Annotated in this window: 23 protein-coding genes and 1 riboswitch; all 23 genes read left to right on the top strand. The window is 48.3% G+C overall.

All coding sequences use genetic code 11. From position 1 onward, the window contains the following. Nucleotides 1-62: 62 nt before the first annotated feature. The 23 genes from C508_RS0109310 to C508_RS0109190 all read left to right on the top strand — a co-directional run bounded on the left by C508_RS0109310 (nt 63) and on the right by C508_RS0109190 (nt 23,718). Nucleotides 63-1,142, top strand: a complete 1,080-nt coding sequence (locus C508_RS0109310) for an N-acetylmuramoyl-L-alanine amidase family protein (RefSeq protein ID WP_018703289.1) — start codon at nt 63-65, stop codon at nt 1,140-1,142. After that, the gene (locus C508_RS0109305; protein WP_018703288.1) at nt 1,139-1,720 is read left to right on the top strand and encodes a GerMN domain-containing protein; all 582 of its coding nucleotides are present in this window, start codon (nt 1,139-1,141) and stop codon (nt 1,718-1,720) included. The genes C508_RS0109310 and C508_RS0109305 overlap by 4 nt, the downstream gene beginning before the upstream one ends. A gap of 69 nt (nt 1,721-1,789) precedes the next feature. Beyond that, a riboswitch (TPP riboswitch) is annotated at nt 1,790-1,891 on the top strand. A 114-nt stretch (nt 1,892-2,005) separates the two neighbouring features. After that, a complete protein-coding gene (gene thiC / locus C508_RS0109300; protein WP_018703287.1) occupies nt 2,006-3,307 on the top strand; it encodes a phosphomethylpyrimidine synthase ThiC in 1,302 nt (433 codons plus the stop codon). 175 nt (nt 3,308-3,482) lie between these two features. After that, entirely contained in the window at nt 3,483-4,481 is a 999-nt protein-coding gene (thiL, locus tag C508_RS0109295; protein ID WP_018703286.1) for a thiamine-phosphate kinase, read from the top strand. After that, nucleotides 4,481-4,963 carry a tRNA (adenosine(37)-N6)-threonylcarbamoyltransferase complex ATPase subunit type 1 TsaE gene (tsaE, locus tag C508_RS0109290; RefSeq protein ID WP_018703285.1) on the top strand — a complete coding sequence of 161 codons (483 nt, stop codon included), beginning with the start codon at nt 4,481-4,483 and terminating at the stop codon, nt 4,961-4,963. The genes thiL and tsaE overlap by 1 nt, the downstream gene beginning before the upstream one ends. Next, nucleotides 4,944-5,663: a tRNA (adenosine(37)-N6)-threonylcarbamoyltransferase complex dimerization subunit type 1 TsaB gene (gene tsaB / locus C508_RS0109285; RefSeq protein ID WP_018703284.1), complete on the top strand. Its 720-nt coding sequence runs from the start codon at nt 4,944-4,946 to the stop codon at nt 5,661-5,663. Before tsaE ends, tsaB begins: the two co-directional genes overlap by 20 nt. Further along, nucleotides 5,660-6,127 (top strand): ribosomal protein S18-alanine N-acetyltransferase, encoded by a 468-nt coding sequence (rimI, locus tag C508_RS0109280; RefSeq protein WP_018703283.1) that lies wholly within the window; start codon nt 5,660-5,662, stop codon nt 6,125-6,127. Before tsaB ends, rimI begins: the two co-directional genes overlap by 4 nt. Further along, a complete protein-coding gene (gene tsaD / locus C508_RS0109275; protein WP_018703282.1) occupies nt 6,111-7,145 on the top strand; it encodes a tRNA (adenosine(37)-N6)-threonylcarbamoyltransferase complex transferase subunit TsaD in 1,035 nt (344 codons plus the stop codon). The genes rimI and tsaD overlap by 17 nt, the downstream gene beginning before the upstream one ends. Nucleotides 7,146-7,174: 29 nt before the next feature. Then, nucleotides 7,175-8,596 (top strand): sensor histidine kinase, encoded by a 1,422-nt coding sequence (locus tag C508_RS0109270; protein ID WP_018703281.1) that lies wholly within the window; start codon nt 7,175-7,177, stop codon nt 8,594-8,596. Between the two features lie 2 nt (nt 8,597-8,598). After that, entirely contained in the window at nt 8,599-9,174 is a 576-nt protein-coding gene (locus C508_RS0109265; protein ID WP_018703280.1) for an ANTAR domain-containing response regulator, read from the top strand. 208 nt (nt 9,175-9,382) lie between these two features. Beyond that, nucleotides 9,383-9,667, top strand: a complete 285-nt coding sequence (groES, locus tag C508_RS0109260) for a co-chaperone GroES (RefSeq protein WP_018703279.1) — start codon at nt 9,383-9,385, stop codon at nt 9,665-9,667. A 47-nt stretch (nt 9,668-9,714) separates the two neighbouring features. Beyond that, on the top strand, nt 9,715-11,358 hold the full coding sequence (groL, locus tag C508_RS0109255; protein WP_018703278.1) for a chaperonin GroEL: 1,644 nt from the start codon (nt 9,715-9,717) through the stop codon (nt 11,356-11,358). Nucleotides 11,359-11,572: 214 nt separating this feature from the next. Beyond that, complete coding sequence (locus C508_RS0109250) at nt 11,573-12,238, top strand: hypothetical protein (protein WP_018703277.1); 666 nt, start codon at nt 11,573-11,575, stop codon at nt 12,236-12,238. A gap of 90 nt (nt 12,239-12,328) precedes the next feature. Continuing rightward, nucleotides 12,329-13,426 (top strand): aminofutalosine synthase MqnE, encoded by a 1,098-nt coding sequence (gene mqnE, locus C508_RS0109245; RefSeq protein ID WP_018703276.1) that lies wholly within the window; start codon nt 12,329-12,331, stop codon nt 13,424-13,426. Beyond that, nucleotides 13,419-14,267, top strand: a complete 849-nt coding sequence (locus C508_RS0109240; protein WP_018703275.1) for a menaquinone biosynthetic enzyme MqnA/MqnD family protein — start codon at nt 13,419-13,421, stop codon at nt 14,265-14,267. Before mqnE ends, C508_RS0109240 begins: the two co-directional genes overlap by 8 nt. Then, nucleotides 14,264-15,301, top strand: coding sequence for a cyclic dehypoxanthinyl futalosine synthase (gene mqnC / locus C508_RS0109235; protein ID WP_018703274.1), 1,038 nt, complete (start codon nt 14,264-14,266; stop codon nt 15,299-15,301). The genes C508_RS0109240 and mqnC overlap by 4 nt, the downstream gene beginning before the upstream one ends. Beyond that, on the top strand, nt 15,298-16,122 hold the full coding sequence (locus C508_RS0109230; protein ID WP_018703273.1) for an MTAP family purine nucleoside phosphorylase: 825 nt from the start codon (nt 15,298-15,300) through the stop codon (nt 16,120-16,122). The genes mqnC and C508_RS0109230 overlap by 4 nt, the downstream gene beginning before the upstream one ends. 49 nt (nt 16,123-16,171) lie before the next feature. Then, nucleotides 16,172-17,725, top strand: coding sequence for a glutamine-hydrolyzing GMP synthase (guaA, locus tag C508_RS0109225; protein WP_018703272.1), 1,554 nt, complete (start codon nt 16,172-16,174; stop codon nt 17,723-17,725). 486 nt (nt 17,726-18,211) lie between these two features. Further along, nucleotides 18,212-18,559: a PDDEXK family nuclease gene (locus C508_RS0109210; protein WP_018703269.1), complete on the top strand. Its 348-nt coding sequence runs from the start codon at nt 18,212-18,214 to the stop codon at nt 18,557-18,559. Beyond that, a complete protein-coding gene (locus C508_RS0109205) occupies nt 18,546-20,372 on the top strand; it encodes a TnsB C-terminal domain-containing protein (protein WP_018703268.1) in 1,827 nt (608 codons plus the stop codon). The genes C508_RS0109210 and C508_RS0109205 overlap by 14 nt, the downstream gene beginning before the upstream one ends. Next, complete coding sequence (locus C508_RS0109200) at nt 20,369-21,616, top strand: AAA family ATPase (protein WP_018703267.1); 1,248 nt, start codon at nt 20,369-20,371, stop codon at nt 21,614-21,616. The genes C508_RS0109205 and C508_RS0109200 overlap by 4 nt, the downstream gene beginning before the upstream one ends. Then, complete coding sequence (locus C508_RS0109195) at nt 21,613-23,079, top strand: TniQ family protein (protein WP_018703266.1); 1,467 nt, start codon at nt 21,613-21,615, stop codon at nt 23,077-23,079. The genes C508_RS0109200 and C508_RS0109195 overlap by 4 nt, the downstream gene beginning before the upstream one ends. 231 nt (nt 23,080-23,310) lie before the next feature. Beyond that, nucleotides 23,311-23,718, top strand: coding sequence for a hypothetical protein (locus C508_RS0109190; protein ID WP_018703265.1), 408 nt, complete (start codon nt 23,311-23,313; stop codon nt 23,716-23,718). Nucleotides 23,719-24,077 lie beyond the last annotated feature (359 nt).

The raw sequence follows: 24,077 nt of genomic DNA, 5'->3' as shown, positions 1-24,077 counted from the left end.
GCGGCGTGCCGCCTTTCGTTTTTAGGAAGCATAGCTTCTTAAGGTTTAAAGGAGGGTATTTTTTGCGACGCATAGTTTGTTTTTTATGCTTATTTTTGCTGCTGCTATGCTTTAGCCCTATTTCGGTGACTGAAGCGGCCACGCAAGCGACGCAGGTGCAGAATGTGAAATCTCATGTGCATATAGATGCGGCGACAGGAGCTGCGAAGTTGCGCCTTGTTTTGGATTTGAACGGCCCTCTAACCGTACCGGAAGCGGCGGTATCGGCGACGCCATTGCCTAATTTGACGTTGGCCTTGCCAGGAGTGAAGCTGGGGAAAGGGGTCAAAGCTTCCTATCAGTTGGACGGAAAAATTGCCAATACGGCGGTTTTTAAGCGCAGCGGATCGGATCTTGCTTTAACAGTGAATTTGCCTGGCGTGGTGCAAGCCGGAGATTATAAGGTGTTTACGTTACCGGCGGACGATAAGGCGGGACGGCCTTTTCGAATAGTATTAGACATACAATCGTCTTCCGCTCCTTTGACTAAGTTGAAATTTTCAGCTGGCCTCAAAGGGAAAGTGATTACTCTTGATCCGGGCCATGGCGGCAGCGATTCAGGCGCGCTTGGACCGAGCGGTCTGAAAGAAAAAGATGTTACTTTGGCGATAGCTATGCGAACAAAAGCGCTTTTGGAAAAGTCAGGCGCTAAAGTTGTGATGACTCGTGTAACTGACAAGGATGTTTTTGGTCCCAATGCGAGCAATGTTGAGGAACTGAGCGCGAGGACGGCCGTGGCCAATAACGCTAGAGCCGATGCGTTTGTCAGCATTCATAACGACTCCTTCAGCAGCCCCACGGCTAGCGGGACCAGCAGCTTTTACTATGAAAAGACGAAATACGACGGTCTGCTTTCCGATTGCTTGCAGGAGCAGCTGCTTAATGCAGGCGGACGGAATGACCGTGGATCCAATACAGCCAATTTCTATGTGATCAAAAGAACGGTTATGCCGGCGACTTTAGTAGAATTAGCTTTCATCTCCAATCCAGAAGAAGAACGTTTATTGGCTTCGCCGACGTTTCAACAAAAAATGGCTAACGCCATTGTTATGGGATTGGATAGCTTTTTCCGCAAGGCTGCAGCGTCAGGGGGGAGCCAATGATGCGGTATATTACGATAGCGTGCTTATTGATGACGGCGCTCTTTTTAGGCGGTTGCGCAAACGACATGAAACCGTCTTCGGCGCAAACGTCGGCAACAGCGCCTGCAACAGCGGCGACGCCAGCGACTGCAGTTCTGGTGCCATCAGGGGATATGTCGCAACCAGAGCCAGGGACTATGCGAATCAAGGTATATAGAGGTTCTAACGATGCCAGATGGTTGTTACCGGAAGTTTTCCAGGTGAAAAAAAATGATCATCCGGCTCAAACGGCAATGGAACTGCTGGCGGCTCCGCCCCATGGAAGCGGTATGGTGGGGTTGCTGCCGAAAGAAGTAAAAATTAAAGGCTTATGGGTTAAAGACGAAATTGCTTATGTGGATTTTAGCGAGGCGATTACTCAAAACGCCGGGTCTACGAGCGAGCGTCTGTTAGTGGCGGCCATTGTAAATACGTTAACTGAATTTCCAGAAGTGCAGAGCGTGCAAATTTTAGTAGAAGGCAAGCGCCGCACTACTCTGCAGGGGCATGTAGACATCAGCGAGCCCCTGAGCCGCTCGGAAAAAATAATTAAACACTAAATGGTCCTTTTGAGCCGCCGATTGCTTCGGCGGCTTTGTTATGCTACAATAACTAATAAATAATTGCATAGTAGCCACTAGGGGAGCGAAAGCTGAGAAACTGCTGCGGCGGTTGACCCTTGGAACCTGATTCTGGGTAATGCCAGCGTAGGGAAGTGGGACAAGATCATTATGATTTTGCATACCCTCTCTTTACGAGAGGGTCCCTTGTTAGTATCGCTGGCTTCCTCTCAGCGGCTGCATGCCGTCCGGCTTAAGGCTGGAACGAGAAGGAGGCAAATAAACATGGCAACACAAATGCAGTTGGCAAGACAAGGCAAAATCACCGAGGTTCTGGCTGGAGTGGCTAAAGCGGAGGGCATGGCGCCAGAGACGTTGCGGGAAAAAGTAGCCGCTGGTACGGTGGCGATATGCGCCAATGTCAATCATACGTCTTTGCGTCCGTTTGGGTTTGGCGAGGGTCTTTCGACCAAGGTAAACGCCAATATCGGTACATCCAGTGCGTTTCCTGATTTGGAACCGGAATTAGCTAAGCTGGATGCAGCTATTGCTGCAGGGGCTCATGCGGTAATGGATTTGTCCACTGGCGATAACATTGACGCATCCCGGCGAGCGATTATTGAACGCTCGACCATTGCCGTCGGTACCGTACCCATCTATCAGGCCACGGTGGAAGCCATTAAAAGCAAAGGTTCCATTATGGAGATGACCGCAGACGACATGCTGCATGTGATTGAAAAGCAAGCGGCAGACGGTGCGGACTTCATGACGCTTCACTGCGGTATTACGATGGAAAGCATCGGCAGGCTGCGCCGGGAAGGTCGCGTGATGGACATTGTCAGCCGCGGCGGTTCCTTCTTAACCGGCTGGATGCTGCATAATAATAAGGAAAATCCCTTGTATGAGCGGTATGATGATTTGCTGGATATCTGTTTGCGTCATGATGCGACCATCAGCTTAGGCGATGGCTTGCGCCCCGGCTGTTTAGCAGATGCCACCGACCGCGGACAATTGCAGGAATTGCTGATTTTGGGCGAGCTAGTTGATCGTGCCTGGGGCAAGGGCGTGCAAGTGCTGGTGGAAGGACCTGGCCATGTGCCGTATGACCAGATTGAGGCCAATGTGAAGTTGCAGAAGCGTCTTTGTAAAGGAGCCCCCTTCTATGTTCTAGGACCGTTGGTTACGGATGTGGCCCCGGGCTATGATCATATCACAGCTGCTATTGGCGGTACGCTGGCGGCGGCCGCTGGCGCCGACTTCTTATGCTACGTGACGCCTGCTGAACATTTAGCTCTGCCGACTATTGACGATGTACGTGAAGGCGTAATGGCCTCGCGCATTGCGGCGCATGCTGCAGATATTGTGAAGGGCGTGCCTGGCGCGAAAGAGTGGGATCTATCGATGGCGAAAGCCCGTAAGGCGCTGGATTGGGAAGGCCAGATTTCGTTGGCTTTGGATCCGGAAAAGGCGCGCCGCTACCGGCAGGAGAGAAACGCCGGCAACGCGGAAGCCTGCTCGATGTGCGGCGATTATTGCGCCATGAAGATTGTCAGCGAGCATTTGGGAAAACCGGGCGGTTCCTGCTAAAAGAAGGCTGTTCGTTCTCCTTATCCTGGCATTTGTTTATAGAAATACCGCAATGAAGCGGGGGACTCTTTCTGTAGAAAGGGGCCCTCGTCTTTCTTTTTTCAGCAGGGAATTGCTTGTTGGTCAAGAATAAACAAAACAGATGCTATCTTTTTAGGATGGGAGCTATGGGAATATGAAAATATGCGAAGTAGGCGAATTTGGCCTGATTCGTTTACTCCAGGAGGCCGAGCAGACGCCTGGAGTAATTGTCGGTATTGGCGATGACGCCGCTGTAGTACAACCGACTCCAGATCATGTGACGCTGCTGACCACGGATATGCTGGTGGAAGGCGTGCATTTTATTTTGACTACCACCGATGCCTGGAGTCTTGGCTGGAAGGCGATGGCGGCCAATCTTAGCGATATTGCCGCAATGGGAGGTAGTCCGCGTCATGCGTTGATTTCTTTGGCGCTGCCGCAGGATTGCCAGGTGGAATTTGTACAACAGCTTTACCAAGGCATGAGGGCGCTGGCTAAAGAATATAACGTGGGCATTATTGGCGGGGATACGGTTTCCTCTTTGCAAGGCTTGGTCTTGAATGTGGTTGTTACCGGCGAGGCGCTGCCTCAGAAGGTCTGTTACCGCAGCGGCGCTCAGTGCGGCGACGTAGTGGTCCTGACCGGCACGGTGGGAGATTCGGCCGCTGGTTTGTGCCTGCTGGGCCAACAGGAAGCCCCAGAAGAGCCTTGGGTAAAAACTTTGCATGAGAGGCATTTGCGCCCCAGACCCCAGGTTGCCTGGGGGAAAATGCTGGGGGAAGCCGGTGTAAACAGTCTCAATGACATTAGCGACGGCTTGGCCAGTGAGGCTAATGAAATCGCCGAGGCCAGCGGAGTTTCGATAGAGCTAAGGGCGGCTGATGTGCCGCTGTCAACAGAGGTGCTGCATGCTGCGCTTCAAGCCCGGATCAATCCCTTGGAGTGGGCTCTTTACGGCGGCGAAGATTATCAGCTTCTTGGCACGATGTCGCCGGATACGCTGGCGCAGTTGCAGCGTGAGGCGCCTGAGCTGCCGTTGGCGGTGATTGGCACAGTCAACCGGGGGCAAGGGGTTTATCTGCGTCAGAACGACGGGCAGAGGACGCTGCTGCAGCCACGTGGCTATAATCATTTCCGACAGGAGGACATGTAATGTCGTGGAAATGGAAGACGGTGTCGCCGGAGGAAACTTGGAAGCTGGCGCAGCGGTTGGGAAGCTTATTGCAGGGGCATGAAGTGCTCTGCCTTTCCGGCGATTTGGGGGCGGGGAAAACACTTTTTTCGCAAGGCTTGACTCATGGCTTGGGCGTGTCTGAGGATGTAACAAGCCCGACGTTTACACTGATGAATGTATACCAAAGCAGCAAAGGTGAAATGTATCATTTTGATTTGTATCGCTTAGAAGAGGCTTCACAGCTTTGGGACATTGATTTTTACAGCTATGTAGAAGGGCGCGGCATCGCGCTGATTGAGTGGCCCGATGCTTTTTGGGAGGAAATGCCTGCGGAACATTTGCGCATTTATTTGCGTTATGGAATCGCGCAGGACGAACGGGAGATTGAATTGGAGCCCCATGGCGAGGCATATCAAAGATTGTGTGAGGAGTTGAAAGCAAATGCCGGTATTGGCTCTTGAGACGGCTACTTTGGTTTCCGGCGTAGCTTTAGCGACTGAGTCGGCTCTTTTGGCGGAGTGGAAGCTGGAAACGGCAAAAACACATTCGGAGCTGCTGCTGCCGCATATTGAAATGCTGCTGCAGGCGGCGCAAGTAGAAAAACAACAGCTGCAAGCGGTGGCAGTCAGTCTTGGGCCCGGGTCGTTTACAGGACTGCGCATTGGATTAGCAACGGCGAAAGCGTTGGCGTACGCTCTGCGCATCCCCCTGATCGGCGTACCGACCTTGGAAGCGCTGGCCTATAACTGTCCCGTGCCAGGACTGTTGTTATCCCCATTTTTGGATGCGCAGAAAGGCAATGTGTACCAAGGGCGTTATCGCATAGAAAATGGGATGGTTGTGGAAGCGCAGCCGCCGCGGGTGGTAGCCTTCCGGACAGCCCTGGAAGAATTGGCTGCTGCTGGTGAACCGGCTATGGCCTTGGGAGAAGGAGCAGCCTGGCTGCAGCAGGAGGAATATAAAGGCTGGCAAGAGTTTCTTGCGCCTACGCCCTTGTCGGTAGCCATGCCGCGCGCCGCCAGTGTAGCCGCTTTGGCTTGGCAGCGTTTGCAGCAAGGAGACAGTGATGAAGCGATGACCTTGGAACCCATGTATATTCGTCGCTCCGAAGCCGAGGTGCTTTGGGAAAAACGACATGGCCGGGAGGCTGGCGGCGTATGATCGTTTTTCGCAAATTGCAGCACAGCGATCTGGATGTTGTGGATGTGATTAATCAGGCTTCTTTTTCCGCTCCTTGGGGCAAGGGAACTATGATCATGGAACTCAACAATCCGGTAACTTGTTATTTGGCCATGGAGCTAGATGGCGTTGTTATTGCGTATGCCGGCGCCTGGGTGATTTTGGACGAAGCTCATGTAACAAATGTGGCCGTAGCACCTGAGTTTCGTCGTCGCGGTTATGGAGCTCAATTGGTAGCGGCCTTGAAAAAATGCTGCTACGAGCGAGGCGCCAGGCGCATGACGCTGGAAGTGCGCCGCAGTAATGTGGCTGCGTTGCGGGTTTATGAGACGCAGGGGTTTTATCAGGACGGCGTGCGCAAGGGCTATTATAGCGATAATGGAGAAGATGCGCTTATTCTTTGGAATGAGCTGGAACGGGGAAGAGAAGATGAAGGAACAACATGAAAGGCTGACGCTGGCGTTAGAAACCAGCTGTGATGAAACCTCCGCCGCCGTTATTCGTGGCGGTCGGGAAATTTTGTCGAATGTAATTTCCAGCCAGATACTTTTGCATCGAAAATATGGCGGTGTTGTGCCGGAGATTGCTTCACGTAAACATATTGAGCATGTTCTGCCGGTGGTGGATGAAGCGCTCAAGGAAGCTGGCGTAACATTGCAGGATATAGATGTTTTGGGCGTGACCTATGGACCGGGGTTGGTCGGTGCCTTGCTGGTCGGTGTGGCCACGGCTAAAGCGTTGTCTTTTGCCATGGACAAACCCCTAGTAGGTGTGCATCATTTGGAAGGACATATTTTTGCTAACTTTTTGGCTCATCCGAAATTAGAGCCTCCCTTTGCGGCGCTGGTGGTATCGGGCGGTCATACGTCACTGATTCATGTGCGCAGCTACAGCGAGCTTATTTTGTTGGGGCAAACCCGCGATGACGCAGCTGGCGAGGCCTTTGACAAGGTGGCCCGGGTGATGGGGCTGCCGTATCCGGGCGGCCCGCATATTGATGAACTGGCCCGCAAAGGACGAGCGGACGCGATTGCCTTTCCCAGGGCGCTGTCTGGCAATCAGCAGTTGGAATTTAGTTTCAGCGGTTTGAAGTCGGCGGTGCTTAACTATTTGAACAGTGTGAAACAAAAAGGAGAATCCTACGTGCCAGCCGATGTGGCCGCCAGCTTTCAGCAGGCGGTAGTGGATATTCTGGGTGAAAAAACCTTATTGGCTATGCAGAACTTGAACCTGGACAAACTCGTTTTGGCGGGCGGGGTAGCGGCTAATTCAGGCCTGCGAGAGCATTTGCAGAACTTGTGTCAACAGCATGGCTGGGAACTGTTGTATCCGCCGCCGGTGCTTTGTACCGATAACGCGGCAATGATCGCCTGTAGAGCTCATTATCAGTATGCCGGCGGCGGGCCGCTGGCTGATTTGCACCTTAATGCGGTGCCCTCGTTGCCGCTGGGAACGAAAGAATAAAAAACGCTTGCTGAAAGGAGGGGCTTGAAATGGGAATGGTTGGCGATTTATGCAAAAAGCTGACTGAATTGGCAATAGAAGACATTGCGTACCTGGAGCGCATGGGCGCGTTGCTGCCGGTAGCGGCAGACTTGGCTCATGCACAGCTGACGCTTTATGTGCGCGCGGCAGAACGCCAGGTTGTGGTGGTTGTGGCCCAGGCCAGGCCCCATACTACCTTTGTGCGGTATAAGCCGCATTTGCTGGGAACTGTAGTTCCTTGTCTGGAGGAGCCGCTTGTTGAGTATTCTTTAAAGTATGGGCAAAGTATCTTAGGACAGCGGGAATGGGCTCTGGGCATGCTGGGGCAGATGCAGACGCTGCCTGTTTGCAATGCCCAAGGCGAGGTTATTGCTGTTTTAAGCTGTGAGTCCAGCATGGAAGAAGCAGGCGCGGCAGGGCATGAGCTGCTTTTGGAAACGGCGCAGTGGCTGCTTTTGGCGGCGGTTCCTGCGGTGCCGGCAGCTTGTTTTAAGACCCTCACGGCCAGCGACGGCATTATTCTTGTGGATCCTAAAGGGCAAATCTTGTTTGCTAACGCGGCAGCCGCCCACATGTATCGTGTGTTGGGGGCGGCGCAACTGCCTGGACGGCATATTTACGAACGGGGCTTAGAGCTGCAGTTTGTAGAAAAGGCCCATGCGGCGCAGCAACCAGCAGAAGCCGAGTGTGAAGCAGGCGGCATGGTGCTGGTCATGCGGGCCTTGCCTATTTTGCACAAGGGCAAGGTGCAGCGTTTAGTCGTGTTGGTGTCGGATGTGACGGAGTTACGCAAAAAAGAAAAAGAGCTGCTCATTAAGTCGGCGGTCATTCAGGAAATTCATCACCGTGTGAAGAACAATCTGCAGACGATCGCCAGTCTCTTGAGGCTGCAGGCGCGGCGCAGCACCTCGCCGGAGGTGCAGGCGGCGCTGCGGGAAAGCGTGAACCGCATCCTCAGTATTTCCGTTGTGCACGAATTTTTATCCCAGCAAGACGCGGAAATCATTGATGTCGCAGAAGTGGCCCGAAATATATTGGAGACAGTCAGCCAAAATATGCTGGAGCCTGAATTTGATTTGAATACGGAGCTGGATGGCAATACGGTCATTTTACCGTCTGAGCAGGCCAGCAGTTTGGCTTTGGTGATTAACGAACTCATTCAAAATTCCTTGGAGCATGCGTTTGTAGGTAGAAAAAAAGGCACCATCGGCATTTCCATCAGCAGCACAGAGGACATGTATGAAGTGGTGATTTACGATGACGGTGTCGGCTTGCCCGAAACCTTTGCCATACAGGACTTGCAAAGCCTGGGTCTGCAAATTTCAAGAACCCTTGTGGAATCGGATCTAGGAGGCCGCTTTTCGTTGGAAGGCTGCCAAGGAACCAGGGCGCGCATTACCATTCCCAAATCGATTGAAGGAGGACGCTAGCTATGAGACCGTTACGCATTGTTATTGCCGACAACGAATCAATTATTCGCATGGATTTAAAGGAAATGCTGGAAGAAGCCGGACACACTGTGGTTGGTGAAGCTGTCAACGGTCAAAAAGCCGTGGAATTGGCCAAGAAATATCGGCCGGACTTGGTCATTATGGATGTAAAAATGCCTAATATGGACGGAATTACGGCGGCAAAACTTATTTCTACGGAAAAGCTGGCCCCTGTACTCCTTCTGACAGCATTTAGTCAAAAAGAAATTGTGGAAAAGGCTAAAGAGTCCGGCGTTTTAGCTTACTTGGTGAAACCGGTAAAAGAGGCAAATCTATTTCCGGCGATTGAGATTGCTTTGTCCCGTTTTGGAGAGATGAAAGAGTTGGAAAAAGAGCTGGAAGATCTGAAACACTCCTTGGAAACGCGTAAAATTCTTGATCGGGCGAAAGGGATTTTAATGGACGCCCATCATTTGAATGAAAGCGAGGCGTTTCGGCGTATCCAGCAATATAGCATGGCGAAACGCATTTCCATTCGGGAAGTGGCGGAAGCGATCATCCACGCGGCTACTAAATAAATAGACGTCTGTAGGTGTAAAAACGAGCTTGAAAAAGGAAATAAGGTAGCTTTTGAGAATAAATAAGAAAAACGGCTGAAAACAGCCGTTTTTTTTTAAGAGAGCTCTTGATTTTTTGGAGCGTTTTCTATATCATAAGAAATGTGATTAGCACTCTATCAAGGTGAGTGCTAACAAAAATAAGACATCTTCAAGGGAGGGTATCTAGATGATTAAGCCATTAGGAGATCGTGTTGTCATCCAGGTTCTGGAAGGAGAGCTCACCACCAAGAGCGGAATTGTGCTGCCTGACACGGCCAAGGAAAAACCGCAGGAAGGTGAAATTGTTGCGGTAGGCACTGGTAAATTGTTGGATAATGGCCAGCGCGCTTCCATGGATGTCAAAGCAGGAGATAAAATTATTTTCTCCAAATACGCAGGCACGGAAGTGAAAATTGACGGCAAGGAATACCTCATCGTCAGCGAGCGGGACATTCTGGCTATTGTAGAATAATAGGCGCAAGCCTCGAAGTAAACATATAATTTGAGGAGGAAATGAACATGGCAAAACAAATTTTGTTTGATGAAGAAGCTCGCCGCGCATTAGAACGCGGTGTTAATTCTCTGGCTAATGCTGTAAAAGTAACTCTTGGTCCTAAGGGCCGCAACGTGGTTCTGGATAAGAAATTCGGCGCACCGCTTATCACCAATGACGGCGTGACCATTGCTCGGGATATCGAACTGGAAGATCCCTTTGAAAACATGGGCGCTCAGCTGGTGAAAGAAGTTGCAACCAAAACCAATGACGTTGCAGGCGACGGCACCACGACAGCTACTATTTTGGCTCAGGCGATGATTCACGAAGGCATGCGCAATGTTGCCGCCGGTGCGAATCCGATGGTTTTGAAAAAAGGCATTCAAAAAGCCGTTGCCGCTTTGGTAGAAGAAATTCGCAAAGCTTCCAAGAAAGTAGAAACTAAGGACGCTATCGCTCAGGTTGCTTCCATTTCTGCAGCTGACGAAGAAATCGGCCAACTGATTGCTGAAGCTATGGAAAAAGTAGGCAAAGATGGCGTTATCACTGTTGAAGAATCCAAAGGCATGGGCACGGACCTGCAGGTTGTAGAAGGCATGCAGTTTGACCGCGGCTACATTTCCCCTTACATGATCACGGATACGGACAAAATGGAAGCCGTTCTGTCCAATCCTTATATCCTGATTACCGACCGCAAAATCGGCGCTATCGCTGATATGCTGCCGGTTCTGGAAAAAGTAGTGCAGCAGGGTAAAGAGCTGCTGATTATTGCGGAAGACGTGGAAGGCGAAGCGCTGGCTACTTTGGTAGTAAACAAACTGCGCGGCACCTTCAAAGCGGTAGCTGTTAAGGCTCCTGGTTTTGGCGATCGCCGTAAAGCGATGTTGGAAGATATCGCCATCATCACCGGCGGCACGGTTATTACCGAAGAGCTGGGCCGCAAGCTGGATAGCGTTGAACTGGCTGATCTGGGCCGCGCTCGTCAGGTTCGCATTTCTAAAGAAGAAACTACCATTGTTGACGGCGAAGGCAGTCAAGAAGAAATCAAAGCTCGCGTGGGTCAGATTCGTGCGCAAATCGAAGAAACCACGTCCGACTTTGATCGTGAAAAACTCCAAGAGCGTTTGGCTAAACTGGCTGGCGGCGTAGCCGTTATCGAAGTTGGCGCTGCGACGGAAGTGGAAATGAAAGAAAAGAAACTTCGCATCGAAGATGCTCTCAATGCAACTCGCGCAGCTGTAGAAGAAGGCATTGTCGCTGGCGGCGGCACCACCTTCATCGACATCCAAGATGTATTGGCTACCGTTCAGGTTACTGGCGATGAGAAAACCGGCGTAGCTATCGTGCGTCGGGCCATTGAAGAGCCTCTGCGTCAGATTGCCAACAATGCCGGCCTCGAAGGTTCGGTTATTGTGGAAAACGTGAAGAAAGCCGGCAAAGGCAAAGGCTTCAACGCGTTGACCGAAGAATATGTGGACATGATCGCTTCGGGCATCGTGGATCCTGCGAAGGTAACCCGTTCGGCTCTGCAGAACGCTTCCAGCATTGCTTCGATGGTTCTCACCACCGAAAGCCTGGTAGCTGACAAGCCGGAAAAAGATAACGGCGCTGCTGCCGCTGCTGCTATGGGCGGTATGGGCGGCATGGGCGGCATGGGCGGCATGATGTAATCAGGCCCCTTTGTTCCCGGGATTTTCTAAAAATTAGAGGTTGCTCATGAGTTGTTTCAACTTGTGAGCAACCTCTTTTTTTCAAAGGTGACATTACCCTATTTTTTCCTTGCGCGGACCTATCGGATTTGCTATCATTTTACTAATCGGTATAATTTAAAATATTTTTTTATTTTTGTAGTTTTAAACTACAGTGTAAAATGGAGGGCAAGGCGTGAGCATGCAGGAACAGGAAGAAAACAGCAACGAATTTAAGAGTAATTTACCTGCTTGTCATTTGGATGCGCAGGAGTTAGACAGTTTATTGTCGCGGTTGGAGCGAGAAGGAGAAATTATCTGGCAAGCCGTGCTGGCTCGAGGCTGCGATCCATTGGGACGCAAAAAGAAAACGGAACAAGAGGAAGAAGTGAAGGTAAGCAGCCGCGAAGAGCTTTTTGCCTTACTGGAGGAATGGGGACAGCCGGATCGGATTAGTCTGACGGTAGAAGTCGTGAACCGAGGGGCCTTGTCCTTTGTGCTAAAAAACTGTTATCCTGCGGCAGGATCGCTAGTAGTTCAAGGTCTTTATCGGGAATGGGCGGAGCCGATGCATGAAGAATTGCTGTCTTTTTTTAACTCTATCAGCTTGTCAGGGCGTGGAATTCTTTATTCTAAGCTGGTTTTTAGCGTAATTCATTCCGTAGTGCCGTTAGCGCTGGCGTTTGTTGTAGTTACGGGGCTATCGGTTTTGTTAATTCCTTACGAATATCGCTCCGGCGAGTTTTTATGGTGGCTGACAGCTATTTCTTTGTTGCTGACGCTGCGGGTAGCCTATTCTTTTTCCGATTATTTTATCAGGATTATTTTGCGCCGGTTTCCTTTTTGGGAATGGCAGGGATAAAAACTGCTTCGGCAGGCTTGCAGCGCGTTAAGCGCTGCAAGCCTGCTTTGTGTTGCGTGGATTTAAAACAATTGACAAGGTGGCGTATACATGAAGGCGTTGGATATTGCTGCTTCCAAAGCGCAAGCAGGGGAGCGACTGAATTTAGAAGATGCGTTGGCGTTGTATGAACAGGCTAATATCCTAGATTTGGGGGCCTGGGCCCGGGCGGCCAAGGAGCGCAGCAGCGGCAAGGAAGTCTACTATAATGTGAACCGTCATGTGAATTTGAGCAACATTTGTACTGCCGGGTGTCCTTTGTGCGCTTTTTCTTGTAAAAGCGGCGATAAGCGGGGTTTTTTGCTCACACAGGAAGATGTGTTGAATTTAGTGGAGCGGGCGGTAGAAGAAGCGCCGGATCTTTCGGAAGTGCATATGGTGAGTTCGCTACACCCGGATCAGCCTTTTTCGTACTATTTGGAGATCGTAAGGGCGGTCAAAACTAAGTGGCCGCAATTGCATATTAAAGCGTTTACGCCTGTGGAAATTTGGCATTTTGCTAGGCTAACTGGTTTATCTTTTAAGGACGTATTGCAGCAGTTGCAGGAAGCCGGCTTGGATTCTTTGCCGGGCGGCGGCGCTGAAATTCTGGATGACTCCGTACGGCGGCGCATTTGCCCGGATAAGGCGAACAGCGCAGAATGGATTGAAATTATCCGAACGGCGCATCAATTGCACATTCCTACGAATGCCACCATGCTTTACGGGCATGTGGAAACTCCAGAGCAACGCCTGCGGCATTTACTGACGCTACGGGATATTCAAGATGAGACAGGTGGTTTTCAAGCCTTTGTATCTTTTCCGTTTCATCCGGCTAATACGGGCTTTGCTCAGTTGCAGCGAGCCACTGCTTGGGAAGACTTGAAGATGATTGCCTTAGCGCGTTTAGTGTTGGATAATGTGGAACACATCAAATCGTTCTGGATGATGCTCACAATGCCTGTGGCCCAGCTGTCGCTGGCTTTTGGCGTAGATGATATGGACGGAACCGTCATGGAAGAAAAGATTATTCACGCTGCAGGGAGTACGACGCGCAAAGGTATCACCAAAGAAGAACTGTGCGGCATTATCCGGGAAACCGGCTATATCCCGGTGGAACGAGATACTTTTTATCGCCCCTGCCGGAACGGGAGGAATGAATATGAGTGAATTGCGTCCTAGAGTCGGGCATATTCAGTTTTTGAACTGCTTGCCTTTAGATTATGCTCTTATGGAAGGCGGCTTTGCCGAAGGGCTTGATGTGGTTTGTGACGTGCCGGCAGTGCTAAACGGAAAATTATTGGCTGGTGAACTGGATGTCAGTCCGGTTTCATCCATTATTTATGCACAGCATGCGGATAAGCTGCTGCTTTTGCCGGAGCTATCCATCAGCGCCGACAAGGCCTTGGAAAGCATCTTGCTTGTTTCTAAAAAACCGGTAGAAGAGCTGGAAGGCGGTAAGGTCTTATTGACAAGCAAATCAGCTACCTCTCATCGGCAGCTGAAAATAGTGTTGGCCCAGCATTACGGCTTGCGCCAAGTTCGTTATGAAACTACGACGTCTTTGTGGACGGCAGGGGTTTTGGATGAAGCTGACGCAGTGCTATTTATCGGTGACGACGCTCTTGGGGCCTACTTGCATCAGCAAGAAGGCTATTATTACTATGATATGGGCGGCCAATGGCGGGAATTGACCGGCGGCGGCATGGTTTACGCGGTTTGGGTGGCTCGGCGCGAATTTGCCGCTGCGCAGCCGCAGGTGGTTAGGAAAGTGCAGCAGCGTTTGCGCAAGGCCTTTACGTACGGCTTAGAGCATTTGGAGGAAGCGGCGGCTTGGATTCGTCGGGACGGCTTTACGCCGGGAGAAATCGTCCATTATATCGGTCTTTTGAACTATGAGATGACCCCAACCCATCAGCAGGCGTTGTTGGGATTTTATCAGCGGGCGCATGCATTGGGATTGATTGAAAGGGTGCCGCAGTTGCTCTTTACCGGGGAGGCGCAGGCATGAAAAAAGAAGAGGCTTTGGCTCTTCTGGAGCAAGAAGATATTTTAACGCTGGGTTTGGCGGCGGACGCTTGCCGGCGCCAGCGGTTTCCGGATGATACGGTAACCTTTATTGTGGACCGCAACATTAATTATACGAATATTTGTACCAGCGAGTGCCGCTTTTGCGCTTTTTTTCGGCGTCCTGGGCATCCGGAAGGGTATGTGCTGACGCATGAAGAGGTGTTGGAAAAAGTCGGCGAGACGGTGGCGGCTGGCGGCACGCAAATTCTCATGCAAGGCGGACTGCATCCGGATTTGCCTTTTTCCTGGTATTTGGATTTAGTAAAGGCGATTAAAGCGCGGTATGATATTGTAATTCATTCGTTTTCGCCGACGGAAATTCTCTATTTTTCCAGGCAGAGCGGCCTTTCCATACCGGAAGTGCTGCGAAAGTTGCGGGAGGCGGGCCTTGATTCGCTGCCCGGGGGCGGCGCGGAAATCCTGGTGGATGAGATTCGCCAGCGCGTTAGTCCCAAAAAGATTTCCAGCGGCGAATGGCTGGACGTGATGCGCCAGGCGCAGCTTTTAGGCTTTGGCACGACAGCTACCATGGTCATCGGCATGGGGGAAAGCCGGGCGCAGCGGCTGGAGCATTTGGAGAAAATCAAACGCTTGCAAGAGGAAACCGGCGGTTTTCGGGCATTCATCCTCTGGACGTACCAACCGGGGAATAATGAGCTGGGGGGCGAAAAGATTTCCTCTTGGGAATACTTGCGTACACTGGCCGTGGCGCGGCTGTATTTGGATAACATCCATACTGTGCAAGGCTCCTGGGTGACCCAGGGCAAGGAAATTGGGCAGCTGACGCTCGCTTTCGGCGCGAATGATTTGGGAAGCGTTATGTTGGAAGAAAATGTTGTGAAGGCGGCGGGGACGTCCCATGCCATGAATGTTGAGGCTATGGTTCGTCTCATTCGACAAGCTGGCAGAAGACCGGCGCAGCGTAATACGGTATATGAAATTATTAAACGTTTTGACAATGAGGTGGAAGCATGAAAGTAACGGTTCAAGCTGATTTTGCCGTCATTGGCGGCTCGGGCACATTGTCCAGTGATTTTCCCTTTGGGGCGGAGGATCCCGGCGTAGTTCTGTTGGAAGACCAGTTGGTCTTTGAAACTCCTTATGGAGAAAGCCCGCCGTTTCGGCTGTTTACGGTGGATGAAAAGCCGGTTTTAACCTGTAAAATGCATGGCTGGGGACGCCAAGTCAGCCGCGCTGACGCGTCGAGGCAGATTTTTTGGGTGCTTCGCGAAGCTGGCGTACGCCGTATTCTCGGGGAGGGCGGTGTCGGCACGGTCAATCATCTGCTGGATCCCCGGGATATTGTCATTCCTCATGATTATTTGGATCAGTCCATGCGCAAGGATGTTGGCCTTGAGGGGCATTACCTGCTGGTAATGCGCGACGCTATCTGCCCGGAAATGCGGGAAGTGTTGGTGGAAACTGCTAAAGAACACTATTTAGGCCGTATCTTCAGCAGGGGAATATATGCGGTTACAGACGGACGGCATTTTGAAAGTCCGGCGGAAATCGCTATGCTCAAGGGACATGCCGATATCGTCGGCCAGAGTATTTGTCCCGAAGTATATCTGGCGAGGGAAATTGGCGCCTGTTTTGCAGGGCTGTACTTTGTCGTTAACTACGGCGAAGGGGTTGTGAAAAACTGGTCGCACAAAGATTTACAAGATATTTTTTATGACGACGCCCCCATGCTCAGCCGCATTCTTCTTGACACTATCCGTCATTTACGGGCTGTAGGAGAGTGCGAATGCGCTAGTTTGCGTAAAGAAACGCTCTTAAAGGGTATTTACAAGTAGCCTCGGGTGTGGTTTAATTTTCTTCATATAGAAAAGGGGGTTCTTGTTCATGAATACCAAACAAAATGAATTGGTTTTGGTTATGGACTTTGGCGGGCAGTACAACCAGCTAATTGCCAGACGCGTCAGAGAGTGCAACGTATATTGCGAAGTTTTTCCGTATACGATGAGCATTGAAGAGATAAAAAAAATGCAGCCGAAGGGGATTATTTTTACCGGCGGCCCGAATAGCGTGTATGAAAAGGACTCTGCCGTATGCAGTGCAGAAATTTTAAAGCTGGGAATTCCGGTTTTGGGAATTTGCTACGGCTCACAGCTTATGGCGCATTTACTGGGCGGCAAGGTTGCAACAGCTCCGGTCAGCGAATATGGCAAAACGGAAGTTAGCATTAAAGACGAAAACTCTAAAATCTTTGCAGGGGTTTCCAAGGAAACGATTTGCTGGATGAGTCATACGGATTATATTGCAGAGGCTCCGGCATCCTTTACGGTTACAGCCTCTACGCCTGTATGTCCTGTGGCAGCAATGGAAAATGAAGCCGAAAAACTCTATGCTGTACAGTTCCATCCGGAAGTTATGCATACCGTTGAAGGCATGAAAATGCTTCGTAACTTTATTTTCAATGTATGTGAATGCAGTGGCGACTGGAAAATGGATTCCTTCGTAGAAGTGACAATTCAGACTCTTCGCCAGAAGATTGGCGACGGAAAAGTTCTCTGCGCCTTGTCGGGCGGAGTTGACTCCTCTGTTGCTGCTGTATTGCTGTCAAAAGCTGTCGGCAAACAACTGACCTGTGTATTTGTTGATCATGGCTTACTGAGAAAAAATGAAGGCGATGAAGTAGAAGCTGTATTTGGCCCTGATGGTCATTATGATCTGAACTTCATTCGCGTAAATGCTAAAGAGCGTTTCTATGCAAAACTCAAGGGTGTTACGGATCCGGAAGAAAAGCGTAAAATTATTGGCGAAGAATTCATTCGCGTATTCGAAGATGAAGCTAAAAAAATTGGCAAGGTGGATTTCCTCGTACAGGGAACCATCTATCCGGACGTTATCGAAAGCGGCCTGGGTAAATCGGCGGTTATCAAATCCCATCATAATGTAGGCGGTCTGCCGGATTATGTTGATTTCAAAGAAATCGTAGAACCGCTGCGCTTGTTATTTAAAGATGAAGTAAGAAAAGCTGGCAGGGAATTACAAATTCCGGAATATCTTGTTAGCCGCCAGCCGTTCCCGGGTCCGGGACTTGGTATTCGTATCATCGGTGAAGTGACAGAAGAAAAAGTACAGATCGTTCAGGAGGCGGATGCTATTTACCGTGAAGAAGTAGCAAAAGCCGGAGTAGCGAAAGATCTGGGACAGTATTTTGCAGCGCTCACCAATATGCGTTCGGTTGGTGTTATGGGCGATGGCCGTACGTATGATTATGCGATTGCTCTTCGTGCCGTTATGACATCTGATTTTATGACCGCTGAAAGCGCGCAGCTTCCGTGGGAAGTACTCGCGATTGTTACCAGTCGTATTGTAAATGAAGTAAAAGGCGTTAACCGTGTGCTTTATGATTGCACAGGGAAACCGCCAGCAACAATTGAATTTGAATAAGTAAGTTGTCGTGGGGCACAGTCGTTTTTTCTCGAGAGGCCAAAGTGACTTAGCCTGCCCGACATAGACAAAAAGACCTTGCAGAAGCTTTTCGGAGCTTCCTTGCAGGGTCTTTTTTTATCCTCAACCTGCGTAAATACTGGAACGTTCGGCTTTTCAAAAAGACAGTCACCATGGAGTGGCGGGCATACCTGGCAAAGCCAGGGAGAATAAATAAAAATGCCTCTTACAGAAAAAACGACTGTGCCCCACGACATGGTGATAATTTCTTTTATGCTTTTTGGGAAAAAGCATGGCGGTTTGATTTTCATGAACATTGGCTTGAAATGCCCATGGAATGAGGGTAAGAGAGCCTATTTATGATTTTCTGTTTTCCCAAAAGTATAAGCTTCCATTCCCCAAAAGCTGTCTTTTTTCATTTTTGGGAAGCGTTTTTGGGAAAATGGGTCAAGCAGCAGAGCGTTCCATACAAGGAGGTTTTGCAAGGTGAGGAAGAAAAAGTTTAAAGGCCGTTGCGAGAAACGTGTCATTGCCAAGTGCAATGAGGTATGCAGGACATACGATGCCATTCAGTATGCTTATGCAGATATTCTAGAAGTGAGTGATGAAGTGAAAGAAATCAGGTGCAATGTCCCGCTGGCTGGGCGGGACATTGGCCAATATACTTCGGATTTTGTCTGCGTCAAATCTGATAATGATTTGATGGTCCGTGAATGTGTATTTCGTAAGTTACTGATGAAGCCGCTTACGGTCAAGCTGCTGGATGCATCAAGAGAATACTGGTTAAGGCAAGGTGTTACCGATTGGGGGTTAGTCATTGATGAAGAAGCATGATTTGCTGAAGGACGGTAACCGCATTATCAGGGTGTTAGAGATAAAGCCTGACAAGATACTTGTTATCGACTGTATCAAAAAGACTATGCCCGTATGGGTAGACTCGTTGACTTTGGATTCCTTCTCTAGCTGCAATGATGAAGTGTTGAACGAGGCTGCGAATTTTACAGTCCCAGCCGTTGATGCTTTGGATACTGACCAGAAAAAAAGTATGTATAACCGCTATACATTGATTGCACCAATTCTGCCTTTTATAGCGGATGAAAGAATGCGTTCTGAAATTATTGGTGCTACAGCAACAGAACACGACATATCCAAGCAAACCATCAGAAACTATTTATGCCTTTATCTGGCCTATATGAATATAGCCGTACTAGCTCCACGGAAGCGGATAGATGATCATGCAGAACTAACCCAGGACGAGAAAAAAATACGGTGGGCTTTGAACAAATTCTTTTACACTACCCAAAAGCAATCTCTTAAGACTGCCTATACCATGATGCTGAAAGAGAAGTATTGTGATCGTCTGGGTGTTCTTGTAAATCACTATCCGTCATTTTACCAATTTCGCTATTTCTATCGTAAAACAAAAAAGATGCAGAACTTTTATATTTCCAGAGATGGATTGAAGAATTACCAGAGAAATAACAGACCTCTTATTGGCGATGGTATACAATCGTTTGCTCCTGCTATTGGAGTAGGTATGCTAGATTCTACTGTATGCGATATTTATCTCATCAATGATTATGGAGATCTTGTAGGTAGACCCATTTTAACGGCTTGTATTGACGCCTACAGCGGATTTTGCTGCGGGTATATCTTATCATGGGCAGGCGGTGTATATAGTCTTAGAGGGCTTGTTTTGAACGTTATAGCGGACAAGGCTGCTTGGAGTAAGCAGTATGGTATTCCTATAAAGGCAGAAGACTGGTCTTGTGATAAACTCCCTGGCACGATGGTCACGGATATGGGAAGTGAATACAAATCGGAAACCTTTGAGCAAATTGCAGAGTTGGGCGTTAAAGTAATCAATCTTCCCTCATATAGACCTGAGTTGAAAGGAATGGTGGAAAAATTCTTTGATGTGATTCAGGCCACATATAAAAAACACCTGAAAGGCAAAGGGGTGATTGAGCCTGATTATCAAGAACGGGGAGCACATGATTACAGGAAAGATGCCTGCCTGACCATGACAGACTTTGAAAAAATTATCATTCATTGCATTGTTTATTATAATTCTCAACGAATCGTTGAAAATTTCCCCTATACCGAAGCCATGATTGCCGAGAATGTGAAGCCATATGCGAGCTGTATCTGGAATTGGGGTAAGTCTCAAAAGGGAGCCAATTTAATTGAAGTAGACCCTATAGAGCTTATTCTTACCCTTCTGCCGAGAACTACGGGTAAGTTTAGTAGGTTCGGCCTGAAAGTCAATAAAATGCGTTATCACTGTGATGGGTATACAGAGCAGTATCTTAAAGGCGGTGCGGTTACAGTTGCTTATGATCCAGAAAATGTTACTTGTGTATGGCTAATGGAAAATGGGATATATACCAAATTTACTATTGTTGAATCCAGGTTTGAGGGTAAAGATTTGGCGGCTGTACAGAGCTTGCAGACTGCCCAAAGAGACATTGCAAAAGGAGCCAATCAGGATAATCTACAGGCTCAGATTAATCTTGCGCGACATATTGAAGCAATCTCTGGCAGCGTCAGGAGCAGTGCGGATATAAGTATTAAGAATATCCAAGATAATCGCAAGCGCGAACAACGTAAACACCATAAAAATTATATGAAAGGAGCAGAGTCATGACAACGCTTTCAGACATCATTAGTATCCTGCCTCACATGAAATCAGGGGATGCGTTAATAAATGCATTGGAAGTATTGCCGGAGTACCATCCAGAGATTTGTATTGGTGATGCATCCGTAAGGCTTATGGCTTTATCGGACTTGTACAAGGTTTATATTCCCTCGCAAATGTCGCTGGAAATCTACAGCAAATTATATTTGGCTCTCTTACGCTCCATGCAGAAGAAGGGAACGAAGCTGGCAGTACAGCAGCAGAATCAGAATTATAGGATGATCATGCAACAGGAATACAGCGGCATCATGGGTGGATCGGATAGCTTTACCATTATTGGAACGTCTGGAATAGGTAAGAGTTCCGCCGTTAGCAGAGCAATTAACTTAATCACGGAGACTCGGGTGATTGAAGCGGAGAGTCCCTATACCCATGTCGTACCATGTGTGATTGTGCAGTGCCCCTTTGATTCGTCAGTAAAAGGTTTGTTGCTAGAAATTTTGCGTAAGGTTGATGAAGTTCTGGATAGTAAATACTATCAGAATGCTTTAAGGGCTAGAGCTACAACAGATATGCTTATTGGCTCTGTCAGTCAGGTGGCTCTTAATCATATCGGGATGCTGGTAGTGGATGAAATTCAAAACGTAGCCAACAGTAAGAATGGAAAAAGCTTGATAGGGGCTTTGACACAGCTGATCAATAACAGCGGAATCAGCATCTGTATGGTTGGCACTCCTGAAAGCAGTCGGTTTTTTGAATCGGCCATTCAGCTTGCACGACGTTCAGTAGGATTGCAGTATACGACCATGAGTTATGACCAATATTTTCAAGAATTCTGCAAGGTCATGTTTCGGTACCAATATGTTCAAAAAAGAACGGAAATTACGGATGGAATCATTGCATGGCTGTATGAGCATAGCGCAGGAATCACCTCGGTTGTTGTCGCTCTGATTCATGATGCACAGGAAATTGCAATTTTGAATAGCAAAGAAACGCTCAATCTGGAATCGTTAAACGAAGCTTATCAACAACGGTTATCTCTGCTTCATGGATATATTCAGCCATCGATTTCAGTAGGTAAGCATACCTCTAAAGTCAAGAAAAAAGCACCTGTTCCTACTGCGATGGTGACTGAGAGGGAAACTTCCGATGGTAGTAGTATTGCTGAGTTGGTTGCCAAAGCCAAAAATGAACGCATTGATATTGTGAAGCTTTTAAAGTCCAATATGTCTGTTGTAGAGGTGGCTATATGATAGCTTATTTTCCAACCGCATATCCCGATGAGCTTCTTTATAGCCAGTTGGCACGATATTACACGAAATCAGGATATATGGCATACACCTTCGCGGCGGAAGAACTGTTTGCAGCAAAGACGGTACGCCCAGATGTGGATTTTATCAATAGTTACACGCCTGCTGCAGTACAGGCCATAACAAGGAATATATCTATGGAACACGTCGTTGAAAAGCATACGATGTTTCCTTGCTATGGGCGGTTTTTGCCGAAAGAACGCAGACAAAAAGCATTTTCTGCATTGGTAGCTATGACGGGGAACTACCATAATATTTTACCAATCCCCCAAAGCAAGAATGGGAATGTTCGCTGTTTGCGCTACTGTCCGGCTTGTGCAGCTAATGATAGAGAACGGTATGGAGAAGCCTATTGGCATCGGATTCATCAGCTGCTATGGATTCGTGTTTGTCCGGTTCATAAATGTTGTTTGATAGACAGCGGCGTGGTTAGCAGTGGTAAAGCTACGCCCTCTTTAAAAACAGCCGAAGAAATAATTCCACAATCGGAAATATGCGTATTTGAGGATAATGAAATCGAAATACGCGCAACTGTTTATATGGCAGAGGTTTTTCAAGCTGAGGTTGATATGGATTCATGTGTTGTGGTTGGCGATTTTCTTCATTCTAGAATGGCTAATACCCCATATCGGTCTGTACGTGGCGAACAGCGTAATATTGCGCTATTTTATGCAGACGTTAGAGAGTATTATAAGAATTTGCCACGAAACTGGTTTATGGAGTTATGGCAGATACAGAAGGTGTTGACGAATAATAGAGTGAACTTCTATGAAATTTGTCTCATAGCTATGTTTCTTGGTATTACCGCTGATGAACTGGTACAAATGAATCTGCCGGAGAAAACCCAACAACAGCTGTTTGATGAAGCAGTGTTCAGACTGCATGAACAAGGATTGAAGTATCCGGCTATTGCAAAAGCTCTCGGCGCTCCCTATGAGACGGTTAAGGCTATCGGTGAAGGCAGGTATGGAAAAACGCATCATAAGACACCAAAAACCTCGCTAAAAAGCGGGGTAAAGCCAAGAAACTGGCAACAGATTGATGAAGACACACTACCGCTTGTAAAGAATGCTATCCATCAGCTGCAGGGTGATGGAACAACCCGGCCTAAAAAGGTTACGATTTATGCTGTGGAGAACCTTTTGCATCTTCCCAGTAAGCAAATATCGTTGTATTTGCCTAAATGCCTTGCTGAGATACAGCGGCATAGGGAATTACAGGAACAATATTGGGCTAGAGAAGTAGTCTGGGCTGCGCGTCAAGTAAAAGCCAGAGGTGTCACTTTGACATGGCGCAAAGTACGGGATCTAACGAATCTACACCGCAGAGATTTTGAAGCTAGTCTGCCATATATTTCAGAGTATGCGGAGAGTGAGCTAGCTGAACAGATTCTACATCTGATGTAAACTGGTGGTTAGTGTGCCGTGAATGAATAAAAATATAATGAATTGTTATTTAAGGTCTAGTATACTAACGGGGGCAATGTATTTAAAAATCAAATTGAAAATTTTTTGGAAAGACAGAAGTTCTTCAAGAGTTTTTCATAGCTTTTTCACAATGCATTGGTATGATACAGACAGATAAAGAAATTGCATACCTTAAAGCAGAGCTTTAGCAAATATGAAGGAGTGAGGAACATGATGAAAAACAAATTTTCAAAGATGATTTCTGGAGGATTGGCGGCCGCAACTATAATGGGAGTATCGTTATTGGGAGCGCCAATCAGTAATGCAGCTGCACAAACAGATGCGGCAATGACTTCGGGGAATATGCCTATGGCGGCTAGTAGCGCTATGCCAGCCGACATGATGAAGAGTGGCGAGATGCAAAAGCAGTGCACGGAAATGATGAAAAATGCCGATATGCAAGCGATGATGAAAGAAAAAATGAAACAGCCAGAAATGCAAGCGATGATGAAGAAAATGATGGCAGAAGATCCTGAGTTTAAGAAGATGATGACAGACCTTGTTGCCTCTTCGAAAGCAGAAGCAGCGACGGCGGAAAAAACATCACGACCGACACGAGATGTTAGATGGAACCGGTAAAGTAGAATAAAGGCTGGAAACCTTCGCACTTCCGTTGGAAAAGCGAGTGTTTCAGCCTTTTTAACTAAGATTATACTGAGCAGTAGTGAGCAAATTGTTAATGCTATCCATGAAGTCGGAGCAATTGAACGAAAGACATTTACCGAAACCAAAGCGTATCAGCAGCAACGGAGGAACAAGCCACTTCCATGCAAGAAATCGCTGCTTCAAGTCAACAATTAGCGCAAATGGCGCAAGCTTTGGAAGATGCACTTAGGAAATCCAATGTCTAATAACACTATTAAACTCGACAAAACCAGTTGAATTTATGCTTTCTTTGTGGTAAAGTCAAAAAATAAATATGAGCTGATCAGTAAACT

Origin of the sequence: Anaeromusa acidaminophila DSM 3853 (assembly GCF_000374545.1) — a bacterium.
Taxonomy (GTDB): Bacteria; Bacillota; Negativicutes; order Anaeromusales; family Anaeromusaceae; genus Anaeromusa; species Anaeromusa acidaminophila.
The sequence above is the reverse complement of the archived record's forward strand: the minus strand, read 5'-3'. Positions and strand labels throughout refer to the sequence as shown.

Excerpts from the sequence above, each read along its gene's own strand:
- mqnE (WP_018703276.1), top strand. The coding sequence starts at position 12,329 with ATGAAGGCGTTGGATATTGCTGCTTCCAAAGCGCAAGCAGGGGAGCGA.
- C508_RS0109200 (WP_018703267.1), top strand. The coding sequence starts at position 20,369 with ATGACAACGCTTTCAGACATCATTAGTATCCTGCCTCACATGAAATCA.
- thiC (WP_018703287.1), top strand. The coding sequence starts at position 2,006 with ATGGCAACACAAATGCAGTTGGCAAGACAAGGCAAAATCACCGAGGTT.
- guaA (WP_018703272.1), top strand. The coding sequence starts at position 16,172 with ATGAATACCAAACAAAATGAATTGGTTTTGGTTATGGACTTTGGCGGG.
- C508_RS0109240 (WP_018703275.1), top strand. The coding sequence starts at position 13,419 with ATGAGTGAATTGCGTCCTAGAGTCGGGCATATTCAGTTTTTGAACTGC.
- C508_RS0109190 (WP_018703265.1), top strand. The coding sequence starts at position 23,311 with ATGATGAAAAACAAATTTTCAAAGATGATTTCTGGAGGATTGGCGGCC.
- C508_RS0109305 (WP_018703288.1), top strand. The coding sequence starts at position 1,139 with ATGATGCGGTATATTACGATAGCGTGCTTATTGATGACGGCGCTCTTT.
- groES (WP_018703279.1), top strand. The coding sequence starts at position 9,383 with ATGATTAAGCCATTAGGAGATCGTGTTGTCATCCAGGTTCTGGAAGGA.
- thiL (WP_018703286.1), top strand. The coding sequence starts at position 3,483 with ATGAAAATATGCGAAGTAGGCGAATTTGGCCTGATTCGTTTACTCCAG.
- C508_RS0109265 (WP_018703280.1), top strand. The coding sequence starts at position 8,599 with ATGAGACCGTTACGCATTGTTATTGCCGACAACGAATCAATTATTCGC.
- C508_RS0109195 (WP_018703266.1), top strand. The coding sequence starts at position 21,613 with ATGATAGCTTATTTTCCAACCGCATATCCCGATGAGCTTCTTTATAGC.
- C508_RS0109205 (WP_018703268.1), top strand. The coding sequence starts at position 18,546 with ATGAAGAAGCATGATTTGCTGAAGGACGGTAACCGCATTATCAGGGTG.
- tsaE (WP_018703285.1), top strand. The coding sequence starts at position 4,481 with ATGTCGTGGAAATGGAAGACGGTGTCGCCGGAGGAAACTTGGAAGCTG.
- rimI (WP_018703283.1), top strand. The coding sequence starts at position 5,660 with ATGATCGTTTTTCGCAAATTGCAGCACAGCGATCTGGATGTTGTGGAT.
- C508_RS0109230 (WP_018703273.1), top strand. The coding sequence starts at position 15,298 with ATGAAAGTAACGGTTCAAGCTGATTTTGCCGTCATTGGCGGCTCGGGC.
- groL (WP_018703278.1), top strand. The coding sequence starts at position 9,715 with ATGGCAAAACAAATTTTGTTTGATGAAGAAGCTCGCCGCGCATTAGAA.
- mqnC (WP_018703274.1), top strand. The coding sequence starts at position 14,264 with ATGAAAAAAGAAGAGGCTTTGGCTCTTCTGGAGCAAGAAGATATTTTA.
- tsaB (WP_018703284.1), top strand. The coding sequence starts at position 4,944 with ATGCCGGTATTGGCTCTTGAGACGGCTACTTTGGTTTCCGGCGTAGCT.
- tsaD (WP_018703282.1), top strand. The coding sequence starts at position 6,111 with ATGAAGGAACAACATGAAAGGCTGACGCTGGCGTTAGAAACCAGCTGT.
- C508_RS0109270 (WP_018703281.1), top strand. The coding sequence starts at position 7,175 with ATGGGAATGGTTGGCGATTTATGCAAAAAGCTGACTGAATTGGCAATA.